Source organism: Clostridium sp. LXY-7 (assembly GCF_056172015.1).
Genome location: NZ_JBLLJL010000004.1, coordinates 428,496 through 443,550, shown reverse-complemented (window position 1 = coordinate 443,550; position 15,055 = coordinate 428,496). Strand labels below are relative to the sequence as shown.

Sequence of the window (15,055 nt, the reverse complement as noted above, 5' to 3'; positions counted from 1 at the left end):
CACGAAATTAATATATTATCGTATATAAATTAATCCATATAATTATATTCTTTATTGTAATTTATTTGAAACATCTTTACTAGCATTTATATATTAGGTTTTGTTTTAAATTGCTGTTGATTTCAGAACTATATATTATTGTGAAGCAAAAGGCTTAAGTGTAAACTTAGATTTCTGCAGAACAAAGAAACCTCTAGTTGCCTGTACCCGGATGGGTGAACTTATGCAGAGCTGTTAGTAATAATATATAGTTCATTATAAATATTGTATTAAAATAAATAATAAATATGGAAAATAAATCTTAACACGGGTGGGTGATTAGCGAATGAAAGAAAAATCTATATACTTAGTTTTTACACGTACTGGTACTTGGTTATCAAATGTTATATATCTATTTACTAGGGATGAATATGTGCATGTATCGATTGCTTTTGATATAAATTTTAAAGAAATGTATTCTTTAGGACGAAAAAATCCTAAAAATCCATTCTCAGGTGGCTTAGTAAAAGAAAATATTAATGAAGGTGTCTTCAAAGCTTATACAAATAGTAAATGCCTTATTTATGAACTAAAGGTATCTGAGTCACAATATAACCATATACGTAGATCCTTAAATATTCATTATAATAAGAAGGACTTATATAGGTACAACCTATTAGGACTACTAGCTCTATATTTTAATGTATCTTTAAAAAGAGAAAATTATTATTTCTGTTCAGAATTTGTTTCTGAACTACTTATAAATAGTGATGTATATAATACTGATAGGGCTCCTGAACATATCAAACCTATGGATTTACTAGAAATTGAAGATAAAACACTTATATATGAAGGTCTTATAAATAAATATTATCCTATTCCAAATGAATCCTTTGCATTTAGATAAGTACTGCTATTATTAAGTAAATTTATTTTAAAGAAATAAAAAGGTACAAGCTCTTCTTAACTATTATATTGTTAAGAACTTGTACCTTTTATTAGTATGACCTATATTGAGCTATTTTTTAACTTTTTCTCTCTAATATTATCAATTAAGTAATTACTTAATTCCATTAAACCTCTAGCATCTATGCAAGAGGTTTCAATAACCTTTACATTCTTATTTATATAACTTATTTCATTATAAAATTCTTCTTTACTAAAATTCACGTTTAACATTAAATCTATCTTATTTAATATAACTACATCTGCATTTTTAAATATATGAGGGTATTTCCACACCTTATCACTGCCCTCACATACACTTACTATAGCTATTTTTATATCCTCACCTAAATTATACTTATTTGGATAATGATTAGAGCCTACATTCTCTATTATTATTAAATCTAACTCATTCATATCTATATGTTCTATAGCTTTATATATCATATGTCCATCTAAATATGTTCCTCCCCCTGTATTTATCTGTACACCACTAACTTCTGTATCTACTCTTTCTATTTTTTCTCCATCCTTTGAGGTATATAAATCCCCTAAAATAACAGCAATATTAAAGTGTATTTTTACTATTTTTAATATCATCTCAATAATTGCAGTTTTTCCGCTCCCTGGATATCCAATTAAATTAACACAAAATATACTATTTCTATCAAATAGTTCCCTGCATCTACTTGAGAAATCTTCATTATCTTTTGATACATTACTTTTCAGTATAAGCTGTTTCATCTTCTTTATCCTCCTATATTATTTATAGAAAATTCATCAATTAATCAATATAATGATTAATTTTATATCTAAAACATTAAAATCCTGGTTATAACATATATACTTATTAATTTCTTATTTATTCTTATAGCTATCCAAGTTTATAATTAAATAATTATTATTTTTAACTAAGCTTTGTTCTAAATGGTTGTTGATGTTAGAACTACATATTATTGCGAAGCAAACGGTTGAGCAGGGATAATATGAAGCTCATATCAACTAATTTATAATGTAGAAACTTTATTACAACTTATATATATAAAAATAATGAGGTAACATAAAATGTTACCTCATTATTTCTATATTATCTCCCTCTTTTATCCATCCTTCTTTTATTACCTTTGCAAATATGCCTTCTCTAGGCATAACGCAATCTCCTACAAGCTTCTTTATCTCACAACCATTATGGCACTCTTTGCCTATTTGAGTCACCTCCAATTCTACCTCTCCTACCTTTAATAAGGTACCAACGGGAAATTCATGCAAGATAATTCCTTCAGTGGTTAAGTTCTCTGCAAATTTGCCTGGTGTCAAATCAATAATTCCTTTAGCCTTAATTTTATCTATGCTCTCTTTAGCTAAGAGACTAACTTGTCTATGCCATTTTCCTCCATGAGCATCTCCCTCTAGACCAAAATCCAACTTGAAAAAACCTTGCTCAATTGGAGTTTTAATCACACCTTTTTCCTTGCTTATATTTATACCTAAAACCTTAGCCATAATTTTATCCCCATTTCATTTTTATATTTGAAAGGTACCTGATTTTCCCCCTGTCTTTTTTAAAAGCTTGATATCACCTATAATCATAGTTTTATCTATTGCTTTACACATATCATATATGGTTAATGCTGCTATGGACACTGCTGTAAGAGCTTCCATCTCAACCCCTGTTTCTCCTACAGTTTTTGTCGCTGCTAAAATGTCAATTTTTGAATTTTTAAAATCTAGAGTAAAGCTTATATCACATCCAGAGATCATTATAGGGTGACACATAGGTATAATATTTGAAGTGTTCTTAGCTCCCATTATGCCTCCAACTTGAGCAACTGCTAAAACATCTCCTTTTACCATATCTCCTTCTTCTATTCTTTTAAGAGTTTCTTCCTTAACATAAATACTTCCACTAGCTATAGCCTCTCTCTTAGTTTTTTCTTTATCGCTGACATCCACCATTTTAGCTCTCCCTTGGTTATTTATATGTGTAAGTTTTTTCATTTGTAGCTACCCTCCTATCTCATACATGCTTTTTTTACTTCTACTCTGTCTATCTTCAAGAAGTGTATGTTCTATAGGTTTGTTATATATAATTTCTTCAAGTTTTTTCTTTAATACAATATCATTACTTATATAAGGCATAATATTATACTCCCTCTCAGAATGGAGACATGGCTTTATACATCCATCAGAACTAAGTCTTAATCTATTACATTCGCTACAAAATTTTGAGCTAAGTGGCTTTATAAATCCAATATTACCCTTACTACCTTCAATGTTATATAAATCTGCTGTAGTGCTCTTTTCTTTATTTTTTTTAATTAACTGAGGATGCTCAGCTATTACTTCTTCTGCTGATATGAAATTCTTCTGAAAAAGCTCAATTCCTGCACCTATGGGCATAAGTTCTATGAATCTTACATCCACAGGTATTTCTTTAGTTAATGCTATAAAATTATCTATTTCATCATCATTAATTCCTCTCATTAATACCACATTTAATTTAATTGGTGTTAAATTTAAGGCAATAGCTTCCTCAATACCTGCAATAACTTTATTTATATCACCACCACCTGTAATTAATGCATATCTATCTTCCTTAAGAGTATCAAGGCTAATATTTACTCTCTTTAAGCCACTATTTTTAAGCTCCTGTATCCTATCCGTTAGCAACAATCCGTTAGTAGTTATTGAAATATCTCTTATAGCTTTAATCTGACTCGTTCTATATATTATTTCATCTATATTTTTCATTATTAACGGTTCACCACCCGTAAATCTAACCTTATCTATTCCCAAGGAAGCTAATACAGAAATAATCCTCATTATCTCTTCTGTAGATATGTTAGTTGATAAACCATGTCCACATTTTTCATTATTAGGCATACAGTATATACATCTCAAGTTGCATTTATCTGTTAGGGAGATTCGTAAATAATTTATTTTTCTACCTTCTTTATCTATCATAGCAACATCCCCTAAAATAATTATTTTCTAGCACATTCAGATGCTTCTCCAAGAAGTATCTCAATACCATGTTTAAGAGCTGGCAATACAAAATTTAAATTTTCCACAGCTCCTTTAGGACTACCTGGAAGATTAATAATTAAGGAAGTCTTCCTAATTCCTGAAACTCCCCTAGATAATATAGCCTTTGATGTTATTTCCAGAGATTTCATTCTCATACCCTCGCTAATTCCAGGTACATGCCTTTCAATAACCTTTAATGTGGCCTCTGGAGTTACATCTCTTTGTGAAAAACCTGTACCTCCATTAGTTATAACTAATGGTACTTTTAATTCATCACATATATACTTAAGTTCTTTTTCAATTATTTCTATTTCATCTGGAATAATTTTATAATAGTTTACTACATAATCATTTTTTTCAAGACTTTCTCTCAATGCTTGTCCAGTCTTATCAGCTCTTTCACCTCTAAATCCCTTATCACTGACAGTTAATATAGCTATACTTAGCATTTCTTAGTCCTCCCACACAATATATATTAATACATTAAGATTTTCCTATGCCAAAACATATTAGTCTTATATTTATTTATCCATCTATCTATTTAGATTAATCTAACCTTATATATTCATAATATTCTAAACATTTTTAATATTATACTACAATTTTTGATCATTGAGTCAAATAATTTTATGAATATAATCTACAAAATCTGATAAAATCTAAATTTAAATTTCATATATTCCTTATTTTTGCTTAACGTTCTTCTAATAATTTTATAATTAATGATTTTTTTAATCTTATTATCATGTTTTTGAAATAATAAGAGCTACAAAGTATTCTTATGGAGCTCTGGAAAGCCTTTATAAGAATACTTTGTAGCTTACGTTAATCTATTATAAAATATATAGATTGTAATAATGGAACTTCTTAATACAAATAGGCTTTTTTATAAACTATTTAAATTGAACTTCATATTATTACTGTGAATACCATTTTCAGAAATCTTTGAGCAGCAATAATATGAAGTTCTGGTTAATTCAATTTTGTAATATGCCTACTTGTATAATGTATAAGCTTAATTGCAATTTATATATTATATTTAAGAAAGTATATCTTCTTTTGGACCAAAGAACTCAAAATCAATTTGCTCTTTATTAACTCCCAGATTGATTAATGCCTTATAAATACTCTTCATAAATGGTGGTGGTCCACAGAAATAGAAATCCGAATTTAATGGTAGATTATATTTAATCCACCTTTCATCTATAAAACCTGTAAATTGATAATCTATTCCTAAAATATCCCTTTCTAAAGGTTCATTGTAAAATAATATGTTTTTTATTCCCTTATTATTATTTATAATGTAGTTTATTTCTTTTTTAAAGGTCTGTACAGAGGAATTTTGTATTGCCTGAACAAAATATATTCTTTCTCTATCTCCAGCATCTTCATAAAGCATAGACATAAGTGGAGTTATTCCTATCCCTCCAGATATAAGTACCAATGGTCTATTTTTATCTCCAGACTTTAAAGTAAACCTTCCCATAGGACTCATAGCTAAAATTGTATCTCCTACATTTAAATTATCATGTAGGTAAGTACTTATTAAGCCGCCTTCTACTCTCTTTACACTTATTCTATAAACTTCACTATTAGGTACCATAGATAAACTATAGGTTCTTAGTGCATTTTTATATTTTTCATCATCATTATTCACTTTAATCGTTAAAAATTGACCTGGTATATGCTTAGGTAGTTTACTTCCATCCATAGCCTTAAAATAGAAAGATGTTATATCCTTATTTTCTTTAACTTTATTAACTACCAATAGCTCTTTAAACCCTTTCCATGTAATTCCATTGGTTCCCTTTGAATACCTCTCCATAATTTCATGTATGGATTCTGTGGTATATTTCTCATAGACGTCCTTTATACTCATGTCCCTGCCCCTTTCCATTAATAGTTTTTAAGTAATATTACCTCTCCATATTATATCACTTATGCTAAATTTTTAGTATGAAATTTATATTTCAAACTCTTATTTTGAGTCATGGAAGCAAGTGAATGAATAATATTATAGATATTTCATCCAATAACTTGTATGATTTATTTAATATTTGTTATATATAAAGTATTTTCTAAGGCAGTCTATAATGTATCGTAATTTATGTGTGGAATAGAAAATAAATGTTCTGAACAATAAAGAACAAGTCCAATAGCCCTAGAGACTATACATCTATAAAGAACTGTATCTCTGAATTAGAAATTTAAAAAAAGCACCTGTTTAGCTTAGGTGCTTTTTTTTAAATTCATCATAATAGTTCATAATTTAAACATAAAGGAACATTGTAATTTTTATTTTTTACAAGCTCTGCATCTATATTATAAATGTTTTTCAAAACTTCCTTATTCATTATTAAATTTGGCTTATCTTTATAAAGTATTTTTCCATCCTTCATTGCTATAATAAAGTCAGAATACTTTGCAGCATGATTTATATCATGTAAAACCATTACTATAGTACATCCATGTTTATCATTTAAATTTTTTACAATATTAAGCACCTCAAGTTGATGAGACATATCTAAAAAAGTAGTTGGTTCATCTAACAATAATATGTCTGTTTCTTGGGCTAATGCCATAGCAAGCCATACTCTTTGTCTTTGACCACCTGATAAATCAGATAATTCTCTATCTCTAAAATCAATAGTATTTGTTACTTTCAATGCCCATTCAATCTTATTTTTATCTTTATTAGATAATTTATTTATATTAGTTCTATGAGGATATCTTCCATAAGAAACTAACTCTTCAACTTTTAGCTGAGAAGGTGCAGTAGGATTTTGAGATAATATAGCTAATTTTTCTGCTATTTCTTTACTATTCATATTATTCATATTTTTATCTAGAAGAAATATCTCTCCTTTTTCTTTTTTAAGTATCCTACCTATACTTTTTAACAGAGTTGATTTCCCACATCCATTGGAACCAATAATACTAGTTATCTTTCCTTTTTCAAGACTAAGATTTAACTCTTCTATTATTATTTTTTTATCATATCCTATTTTTAAATCTTTTATATTAATAGCATTTTTCATATTTTACCTCTTATGATTTGTATAATAAATATATAAAATAAGGAATTCCGATTATAGATATTACTATTCCTACAGCTAATTCTGATGGTGCAAAAACAGTTTTAGCAATAAAATCTGATAATATTAAAAGAAAAACTCCAACTAAAGCAGTTACTGGCATAAGTTTTCTATGTTCTATACCTACTAATTGCCTAGCTATGTGAGGTGACATTAATCCAATAAATCCTATGTTTCCAGCAACACATACACAAGAACTAATTAATCCGACACACGCAAATAATAATTTTCTTTTTTCTTTCTCTAAATTTATACCTAAGCTAACTATACTACTCTCTTCTAATTGAAAATAATCTAGTAAATGAACTTTCTTGTAAAGATAGACTCCTAAAATTATTATCCAAGGAAGCATCATATAAATAAAAGTCCAATTTGCATTATATATTGAGCCTGCTTGCCAAATAGCTGCAAATTCAAAATCTGAAGAATTCATTTTCATAGAAAAAAGCATTGAAATAGCTGAAAATCCACTATTTATTGCTATACCTGTTAAGATAAGCCTTTGCATATCCATCTTTTTATTATTTTTTGAAAATAATAAGATTAATATCGCTGCTAAAACACCACCTATAAATCCAAATATAGGCATAGCAAAGATACTAAAAAAATTACTTCCATCAGATACTGATGAATTAAAATTAACAAAATACATATATATAATTACTGCTGCCCCTGCACCAGAATTTATTCCTAATATTCCTGGATCAGCTAATTCATTCTTTGTGATTCCTTGAAGAAAAAGTCCAGCTATTGATAATCCTATCCCAACTAATATGGCTATAATTATCCTTGGAAGTCTAAATTCAAACACTACTAATCTGAATTTTTCATTATCAGTTAAATTAAATAGGGTTTTAAATACTTCAATTACGCTTATATCAAACATTCCATTAGTTAGATGTAAATAAAAAGATAATAATATTAACAAAAGAAATATTATTATTACAAAGGAATATTTAAGTTTTTTATTACGCATTTTTTGAACCCCCCTTAGTTTTTATCATGTATAAAAAGAAAGGGACTCCTATAATAGCCGTTACAGTTCCAATAGGTGTTTCAAATGGATATTCTATGTATCTACTTAATAAATCACATAATCCTAAAAAGAAAGCTCCTCCAATTAAGGAGTAAGGAATAATATATTTATAATCATGTCCCACTAAAATTCTTATTATATTAGGTATTACTAGTCCCACAAAAGCAATCTTCCCGACTAATGCAACAGAAGTCGCTGTAAGTAATACTACTGCTCCCATAGATAAATATTTTACTATGTTTGTTCTTTGCCCTAGGCTAATAGCTATATCTTCTCCCAATGAACTTATAGTAATATCCTTAGATATTATTATTGCTATTAGAATTCCAATAATTCCTATTGGTATTATGATTTTTAATAAATCATTATTTACAGTATGAACTTTTGTATTATACCAAGCTGAAATAGTTTGAGATACTTGAAAATACATTGCAATGGCAGAACCTAAGCTACTTAGAAAACTTCCTACTATTGTTCCTATAATTGCAAGTCTAACAGGTGATAGCCCATTTTTTATAGATGAACCTATTCCTAATACTAATAAAGCTCCAACTATTGATCCAATTATTGAAACTAAAATTAAACTTCCATTTGAAAGCCCTGGATAAAAAACCATAGCTATGGTAATAAAAAAAGCCGATCCATCATTTACTCCCATTAACGAAGGAGATGCTAAATAATTTCTTGTTATTCCTTGCATAATTGCTCCAGCTACTGCTAAAAAGCCTCCAACAACTAGTACAGCAATAGCTCTTGGCAATCTATTATTTTTTATTATTAAATGATCTACATTGCTTTCATCAAATTTAAATACTGCATCATAAATGACTTCTTTTGGTATCTCTTTAGTTCCCATACTAACAGATAAAATGGTCACACTAATTATTCCTACTATACATATTATAAATATTAATAAAAATTTTTTATTAAAACCTTTCATATTTATCCCCTTAAAAAATTATCCAGTCATAATTATATGACTGGCATAATTTTGTTATTTTAATAAATTATCTACAACCGCATCTAGGAACCTAACTTTTGACCAAGCTGTTCCTCCTTGAGCTAAAGGATCAACAGTATTAACAAATACTTTATTATTTTTAGAAGCTTCTATACTTTTAAATATAGGATTTTCTAATAATTCATTTAAAGCTTTAGGTGTATCTGAATTCTCAGAATCATCAAATTGTAAGAAAATCGCATCTGGATTTATTTTTGCTAAAGTTTCAATAGTTAATTCAGCTTGTGCTTTTGCCTGAGTAACTACCTCAGGAATCTTTAGACCTAAATCATTATATAAAACTGGATTTAAATATACATCTGCTGGATATACATACATTAATCCACGTCTAATTCTAATAACTAAAATATCTTGATCTTTATATTTATTTGAAATTTCTTCTTTACTCTTTGAAGCTTTTTCTTCATAATCTGAAATTATTTTATTACCTACTTCTACTTTATCTGTTATATTTGCTAACGCTAAAAGATTATCTTTCCAGTTAGCTGATATGTGTGAATATGGTAATGTTACTGCTATCTTATTTAACTTAGACGTGATTTCCTCTCCTAATTTTGAACTTCCCACAATAACATCAGGATTTAAGCCTAATATAACTTCTGAATTAGGACTCATTTTATCTCCAACTAAAGTTGCACCTTTAAAGTCTTCTGCCAAATATTTAGGTACCTCTCCAGCAACTTCTAAAACTCCTACTGCTTCAACTCCTAAAGCTGCTGCATCTTCCATTCCTTCTAGACTTGCAAGAACTACATTCTCAGCCTTCTTATCAAAAGAATATTCTTGACCTAAATAATTTATTGTAAATGCTGTATCTTTATTTTCTACATCACTTTTTTTTGAAGAATCTTTTGTAGAACAAGCAGTTAAGCTTGCAAATAAAACTACTGATAATAATAATGTTAAATATTTTTTCATGTTACCCTCCCTATTTGTAATGATAATCATTTTCAATTCATAATTATTTTAGCAAAATCATATGAAAGGTAAAATATACTTTCGGGATATTTTTTTGTACTTTTGCCGAACTACTTTTTAGCTATGAAACTTGTAGTAACATTATTATTAATTTCTCTATACTTTCTAGGACATACTCCTACATTTTTTTTGAAGGTTTTGCTGAAATAGAAACAATCATTATATCCAGTCATATCAGATATCTCAGAAATTGTATAAGAAGAAAACTTTAATAATCTTTTTGCTTCCTTTAATCTATATTCTGTTAAGTATTTTATAGGAGACAATCCTGTAACTTCTTTAAAAACATCACTAAATCTTCTTCTATCTATTTCTAGGATATCTGATATTTCACTTACTGTTATTAATTCATTGAAATTTTTATCTATATATTCAATTCCCTTATTTACTAATTTCAATTTATCACTATATTGTGAAACTCTCACATTTTTTATTAATGCATTTATTAAATTCATAAAATCAACTTTACAGGATAATTTCGAGTAATTATCTGGACTTAATGATCTATCCCTAATAATTTCACAATACTTTAGCAGAGATAGCCTGTCCTCAATTTCTAAGTAAAAAGATTCCTGCTCTACGTTTTTGAATTTTTCTGTAGTTAAAATATTTTTATAATGAACTACATAGTATTCTATACCCATATTCTCTGTTTCAACTTTTATATCCATATTTGACCCGCAGTGGAGTATTGTGTTTTTATTTAAACTATATTTGCTCTCATTTACAGAAAATGAACATTCTCCTCGTACAGGTATTACTATTCCACATAAATTTTTTGCAGTTTTTCTATTAAGATCTTTTTCTTTAGGGGGTAAACTGCTCTTAAAAATATCAACAAACTCCATAGAATTTTCAGAAAAATATTCAATTAACCAATTAATATTTTGTTTCATAATTATTGACCTTTACCTCTTATTATTTTATACTTATTTTTAAATCTTAGCACAAAGGAGTGAATTTATGAATAAATTTAAAATAAAATCAAATTATACTAATAATTTTTACGATATTAATTTCTATATTCCGGAGGAATTTAAAGCTGATAATCTACCATTAATAATAGTACTAGATGGTGGAAATTGTTTTGAAATAGTTAAATCTTGTATAAAACAACAAGGTCAACTATATATCAAGACTGGGGTTAAACCTTCAATAGTTGTAGGTATATCTCATCAAGAATTTGAAAAAAAAGAGAAGCGATTTTTAGACTTTACAGCTCCAGCAGAGAGCTATTTCATTCCTGAAGAAAATAAATTAAAAGTTCCTAAAAATCTTGGAGGAAGTAAAAATTTTGATGATTTTGTAGAAAAAGAGCTTCTACCAATAATTGAACCAAATATCAACTTTGATAAAGATAATATTACTATAATTGGTCATTCTTTAAGTGGATATTATGTATTATGGAATTTATTAAAAGGATCAAATATATATAAAAATATAATTTCCTTCAGTCCCTCAGTGTGGTGGAATGACTATGAACTTTTAAACTTCCCTAATTTAGAAAATAGTGAAAAGAATATTTTTATAGGTGTTGGGGAAAAAGAAGGTTATATGGTTGAAGGAGCTCAAAAAATATATGATAAAATTAAAAGCTTTAATAATAACTGTGATATCTATATTGCACCTGAAGAGAATCATGGTTCTGTAGTAGTTACTAGTATAAGTAGGGCTCTTAGATATATTTTTTCGCTTTAATCGTGACTACTTCTTAAATAAATGATTTGCTTCAGCCTTATAAGAATATATTACTGGCTATGCTACTTATACATTAAACAATCTGACAATTGCATATATCTTCTTCCACTGCACCTTAAGGTGCTTTTTTATTTTCCATTTTTACTCACATTTTTCTCAATTTATATATTTGTCTAAATGGAGCATAATGGTCCTTATAGAGCAGACAAGCTTAAGAGTTTATATTAGACTATTTAATGATACATGAATGTATACCAGAGTATCTGTAACATTACCTATTATACTATCTGCATATGATAAACAACAGATCAGTACTATTCTAAAAAGGACGTGATTCAATTTTTTATGAAAAAACTACTTGAATTTAGAGCAACAAAACCTGATGGCCGAGTAATGATTTTTCAAATAGTTCTAGTATCATTAGTTAGTTTTATACTCTCCAGTCATAAAGGCATAGCTATTCTTTTTATAATGATGCTTTTCTTAATGATTTTTAGTAACATGAAAGATAAAGCCATTCAGATGATGTGGCAGTACATAATTTTATTAATTTTATATAAAACCTTAGATACATTACAGATTCCTTATTTAACTATGATGTTTAATTTAATTATTCTATTGTTTATTCGTGTACTACCGGCTTACATATGTTTTACAATTATGTTGAATAAAATGCCAATGAATGAGCTGATGAAAGCTTTAGAAAACATGCATATTCCTAGAATAATTATAATACCTTTTGCTGTTGTTTATAGATATATTCCCACTATTATATATGAGATAAATTGCGTTAAAATTAGCCTAAAAATGAGAGGTTTAAATACTTCCTTAACTGGTATTATACTTCATCCTATGAAAACTATAGAAAATTTTATTATTCCATTATTGATAAGAAGTAGCAAAATATCGGATGAATTATCTGCAGCATCACTTTGTAAAGGTCTTGATATTACAAACAAACGTACTTGTCTTTCCGATGTCCGTTTCCAAACCATTGATAGCATTTATTGTTTTATATGTATTCTAATTGCAGTCAGTCTTATTTATATGGATAAAAGTAAGTTTTTCCTATGATTCATGGATAATAGGGGGCGATTTACATGAAGAAAATAATGATATTTCAAGAGAAAAAGGAAGATGTTATTCACTTAGAACATGTTTATTTCACCTATGAAGGTAGTTATAAAGAAAATTTAACAGATATAAATCTAAGTGTAAAACAGGGAGAATTTATAGTTATTACTGGAGAAAGCGGATGCGGAAAAACCACATTAACAAGATGTATCAATGGATTGATTCCATCTTTTTATAGCGGTGAACTAAAAGGAAAAGGTTTTGTATGTAGTCAAAGCATAAAAACCGAATCCATAAGAGACAGATCCTATAAGGTTGGTTCTGTTTTCCAAGATCCACGTTCACAATTCTTTACAATGCATGTAAAAACAGAAATTTCCTTTCCAAGTGAAAATTATGGGGTTCCCACAGATAAAATACAAGAAAATGTTTCCAAAACTGTAGATAGTTTAAATCTCTCATCCTTAATGGAAAGAAAAATCTTTGATTTATCTAGCGGAGAAAAGCAGAAGGTCGCTTTAGCCTCTGTTTATGCATTAGGATCAGAAGTTTATGCTTTAGATGAACCTTCAGCAAACCTAGATAATGAAGGGACAAGATCCCTTTATGAAGTCTTAAAAATATTAAAAGAAAAAGGCTGCACTATTATTGTTTCAGAACATAAACTTTATTATCTTAAAAATTTAGTTGATCGTGTTGTTTATATGAAAGAAGGCAAAATACAAGAAATCTTTAAAGGAGAAACATTTATAAATCAATCTTCGGATTGGTTTCATAAGAAAGGATTGCGACAAATTGATTTAGAACACTTAAAAGTAATGAAATCTCAATACAAATTTAATGATTTATGTAAACTTTCTACTCCTCTAATGCGTGTTCAAGAACTTTCTTTTAGATATAACAGAAGGAAATCATTGTGGAGCAACGTCTCCTTTAAAGCTTATAAAGGAGAGATAATTGGTATTGTTGGAAGGAATGGTGTCGGCAAAAGTACCTTGATAAAAGTTCTAATGGGATTATCATCTCCCAAACAAGGTAGAATTTTATTGAATGAAAAATCCGCTAATAAAAGAAAGCGAATTAAAAAATCCTCTTATGTAATGCAAGATGTGGATTATCAGTTTCTTGCACCCAATGTTATGGAGGAGATGCTTGCAGGACTTAATGCTTCAGTGGAGGAAAAAGAAAAAGTAGATAAATATCTAAAATACTTTCAACTTTATGAGTTTAAAGATTGTCATCCTGCCACATTATCTGGTGGACAAAAACAAAGACTTGCTATTGCCATAGCATGTATGCATAATACAAACTTATTATTTCTTGATGAGCCAACTAGTGGATTGGATGGAATTAATATGAATAAGGTTAGCAATATTATTCGCAGCTTGGCTAAAGAAAACCGCAGTATCTTTGTCATCACTCATGATTATGAGTTTGCATTGCAGACTTTTGATTCAATATTATATTTTGATGATGAAAATACTGTGTCTAAAATGTCTTTATCAGAATATTATTCCAAAGTTTTATTGAAAAATATTTTTTAAAAAGGAGCTTTTTATGAATACAAAAAAGAAAAATAATACAATAAAAAATTTAATTACCATTGGAATCTTTAATGCGCTATTATTAGTAGTGTTCTGGATTATAGCATGCACTATAGGTTTCTTTCCTCCTATTTTGTTAGTACTGCCAATTATTTTAGGTCTTGTGGGCGGTACTATATTCATGCTTATGATTGCTAAAGCCCCTATGAAGGGTGTATTCATAATCAGTGGAGCTTTAATGGGTTCCACACTGATTACTATGGCACCAAAAGCTATTATGTTTTGGGGAATTTTAGCGGGCGGAATTGTAGGCGAATTACTCTTTAATTTAATAGGAAGAGATAAATTTATAGCAGCTGTATCTGGATTCGCTTCTATTATGCTAGGCTATGCCCTTGGTGAATATATTCCATTTGTATATATGCAGGATGCTTACATAGCATTATATAAAACCAAAACTACAGGTACACTACCTATTGTTAAGCAATGCTTAGAAATCATGAACTTACATATGATGATTATCTTATGCATTATAACAGTTACTGCTTCTATTTTAGGTTGTCTATGGGGTAAAAAATTACTTCGTAAGCACTTCGAAAAAGCTGGAATTGTGTAAATTGAATAAGAACTCTGCACTAAAAATAGGATTTAAAACAGA

The 15,055-nt window shown here is 28.4% G+C and carries 16 protein-coding genes; 5 read left to right on the top strand and 11 right to left on the bottom strand.

Annotated elements, in window-relative coordinates; all coding sequences use genetic code 11:
• Window positions 1-325: 325 nt before the first annotated feature.
• Window positions 326-886 carry a hypothetical protein gene (locus ACI48Q_RS15290; protein WP_474919983.1) on the top strand — a complete coding sequence of 187 codons (561 nt, stop codon included), beginning with the start codon at window positions 326-328 and terminating at the stop codon, window positions 884-886.
• A 101-nt stretch (window positions 887-987) separates the two neighbouring features.
• On the opposite strand, the gene hypB is transcribed toward ACI48Q_RS15290, so the two are convergent.
• From hypB to ACI48Q_RS15235, 11 genes are all read right to left on the bottom strand, one after another.
• Window positions 988-1,668, bottom strand: coding sequence for a hydrogenase nickel incorporation protein HypB (gene hypB / locus ACI48Q_RS15285; protein ID WP_474919982.1), 681 nt, complete (start codon window positions 1,666-1,668; stop codon window positions 988-990).
• Window positions 1,669-1,992: 324 nt separating this feature from the next.
• Window positions 1,993-2,427 carry an MOSC domain-containing protein gene (locus ACI48Q_RS15280; protein ID WP_474919981.1) on the bottom strand — a complete coding sequence of 145 codons (435 nt, stop codon included), beginning with the start codon at window positions 2,425-2,427 and terminating at the stop codon, window positions 1,993-1,995.
• A 21-nt stretch (window positions 2,428-2,448) separates the two neighbouring features.
• Window positions 2,449-2,922 (bottom strand): cyclic pyranopterin monophosphate synthase MoaC, encoded by a 474-nt coding sequence (gene moaC / locus ACI48Q_RS15275; protein ID WP_474919980.1) that lies wholly within the window; start codon window positions 2,920-2,922, stop codon window positions 2,449-2,451.
• 6 nt (window positions 2,923-2,928) lie between these two features.
• A complete protein-coding gene (moaA, locus tag ACI48Q_RS15270; RefSeq protein ID WP_474919979.1) occupies window positions 2,929-3,888 on the bottom strand; it encodes a GTP 3',8-cyclase MoaA in 960 nt (319 codons plus the stop codon).
• A gap of 20 nt (window positions 3,889-3,908) precedes the next feature.
• Window positions 3,909-4,400 (bottom strand): MogA/MoaB family molybdenum cofactor biosynthesis protein, encoded by a 492-nt coding sequence (locus ACI48Q_RS15265; protein WP_474919978.1) that lies wholly within the window; start codon window positions 4,398-4,400, stop codon window positions 3,909-3,911.
• Window positions 4,401-4,990: 590 nt separating this feature from the next.
• The gene (locus tag ACI48Q_RS15260; protein ID WP_474919977.1) at window positions 4,991-5,830 is read right to left on the bottom strand and encodes an FAD-binding oxidoreductase; all 840 of its coding nucleotides are present in this window, start codon (window positions 5,828-5,830) and stop codon (window positions 4,991-4,993) included.
• A gap of 373 nt (window positions 5,831-6,203) precedes the next feature.
• Window positions 6,204-6,989, bottom strand: a complete 786-nt coding sequence (locus ACI48Q_RS15255) for an ABC transporter ATP-binding protein (protein WP_474919976.1) — start codon at window positions 6,987-6,989, stop codon at window positions 6,204-6,206.
• A 10-nt stretch (window positions 6,990-6,999) separates the two neighbouring features.
• On the bottom strand, window positions 7,000-8,022 hold the full coding sequence (locus tag ACI48Q_RS15250; RefSeq protein ID WP_474919975.1) for a FecCD family ABC transporter permease: 1,023 nt from the start codon (window positions 8,020-8,022) through the stop codon (window positions 7,000-7,002).
• Window positions 8,015-9,022, bottom strand: coding sequence for a FecCD family ABC transporter permease (locus ACI48Q_RS15245; protein WP_474919974.1), 1,008 nt, complete (start codon window positions 9,020-9,022; stop codon window positions 8,015-8,017). The genes ACI48Q_RS15250 and ACI48Q_RS15245 overlap by 8 nt, the downstream gene beginning before the upstream one ends.
• 54 nt (window positions 9,023-9,076) lie before the next feature.
• Window positions 9,077-10,021, bottom strand: a complete 945-nt coding sequence (locus tag ACI48Q_RS15240; RefSeq protein ID WP_474919973.1) for an ABC transporter substrate-binding protein — start codon at window positions 10,019-10,021, stop codon at window positions 9,077-9,079.
• 110 nt (window positions 10,022-10,131) lie between these two features.
• A complete protein-coding gene (locus ACI48Q_RS15235; protein WP_474919972.1) occupies window positions 10,132-10,977 on the bottom strand; it encodes a helix-turn-helix domain-containing protein in 846 nt (281 codons plus the stop codon).
• Between the two features lie 67 nt (window positions 10,978-11,044).
• On the opposite strand from ACI48Q_RS15235, the gene ACI48Q_RS15230 reads away from it, so the two are divergent.
• The 4 genes from ACI48Q_RS15230 to ACI48Q_RS15215 all read left to right on the top strand — a co-directional run bounded on the left by ACI48Q_RS15230 (window position 11,045) and on the right by ACI48Q_RS15215 (window position 15,013).
• The gene (locus ACI48Q_RS15230) at window positions 11,045-11,779 is read left to right on the top strand and encodes an alpha/beta hydrolase (protein ID WP_474919971.1); all 735 of its coding nucleotides are present in this window, start codon (window positions 11,045-11,047) and stop codon (window positions 11,777-11,779) included.
• Between the two features lie 345 nt (window positions 11,780-12,124).
• Window positions 12,125-12,853: an energy-coupling factor transporter transmembrane component T gene (locus ACI48Q_RS15225; protein ID WP_474919970.1), complete on the top strand. Its 729-nt coding sequence runs from the start codon at window positions 12,125-12,127 to the stop codon at window positions 12,851-12,853.
• Between the two features lie 26 nt (window positions 12,854-12,879).
• The gene (locus ACI48Q_RS15220; RefSeq protein ID WP_474919969.1) at window positions 12,880-14,397 is read left to right on the top strand and encodes an ABC transporter ATP-binding protein; all 1,518 of its coding nucleotides are present in this window, start codon (window positions 12,880-12,882) and stop codon (window positions 14,395-14,397) included.
• Window positions 14,398-14,410: 13 nt separating this feature from the next.
• Window positions 14,411-15,013 carry an MptD family putative ECF transporter S component gene (locus ACI48Q_RS15215; RefSeq protein WP_474919968.1) on the top strand — a complete coding sequence of 201 codons (603 nt, stop codon included), beginning with the start codon at window positions 14,411-14,413 and terminating at the stop codon, window positions 15,011-15,013.
• Window positions 15,014-15,055 lie beyond the last annotated feature (42 nt).

Coding starts and splice junctions, on each gene's coding strand:
- ACI48Q_RS15290 (WP_474919983.1), top strand. CDS start 326: ATGAAAGAAAAATCTATATACTTAGTTTTTACACGTACTGGTACTTGG.
- hypB (WP_474919982.1), bottom strand. CDS start 1,668: ATGAAACAGCTTATACTGAAAAGTAATGTATCAAAAGATAATGAAGAT.
- ACI48Q_RS15280 (WP_474919981.1), bottom strand. CDS start 2,427: ATGGCTAAGGTTTTAGGTATAAATATAAGCAAGGAAAAAGGTGTGATT.
- moaC (WP_474919980.1), bottom strand. CDS start 2,922: ATGAAAAAACTTACACATATAAATAACCAAGGGAGAGCTAAAATGGTG.
- moaA (WP_474919979.1), bottom strand. CDS start 3,888: ATGATAGATAAAGAAGGTAGAAAAATAAATTATTTACGAATCTCCCTA.
- ACI48Q_RS15265 (WP_474919978.1), bottom strand. CDS start 4,400: ATGCTAAGTATAGCTATATTAACTGTCAGTGATAAGGGATTTAGAGGT.
- ACI48Q_RS15260 (WP_474919977.1), bottom strand. CDS start 5,830: ATGAGTATAAAGGACGTCTATGAGAAATATACCACAGAATCCATACAT.
- ACI48Q_RS15255 (WP_474919976.1), bottom strand. CDS start 6,989: ATGAAAAATGCTATTAATATAAAAGATTTAAAAATAGGATATGATAAA.
- ACI48Q_RS15250 (WP_474919975.1), bottom strand. CDS start 8,022: ATGCGTAATAAAAAACTTAAATATTCCTTTGTAATAATAATATTTCTT.
- ACI48Q_RS15245 (WP_474919974.1), bottom strand. CDS start 9,022: ATGAAAGGTTTTAATAAAAAATTTTTATTAATATTTATAATATGTATA.
- ACI48Q_RS15240 (WP_474919973.1), bottom strand. CDS start 10,021: ATGAAAAAATATTTAACATTATTATTATCAGTAGTTTTATTTGCAAGC.
- ACI48Q_RS15235 (WP_474919972.1), bottom strand. CDS start 10,977: ATGAAACAAAATATTAATTGGTTAATTGAATATTTTTCTGAAAATTCT.
- ACI48Q_RS15230 (WP_474919971.1), top strand. CDS start 11,045: ATGAATAAATTTAAAATAAAATCAAATTATACTAATAATTTTTACGAT.
- ACI48Q_RS15225 (WP_474919970.1), top strand. CDS start 12,125: ATGAAAAAACTACTTGAATTTAGAGCAACAAAACCTGATGGCCGAGTA.
- ACI48Q_RS15220 (WP_474919969.1), top strand. CDS start 12,880: ATGAAGAAAATAATGATATTTCAAGAGAAAAAGGAAGATGTTATTCAC.
- ACI48Q_RS15215 (WP_474919968.1), top strand. CDS start 14,411: ATGAATACAAAAAAGAAAAATAATACAATAAAAAATTTAATTACCATT.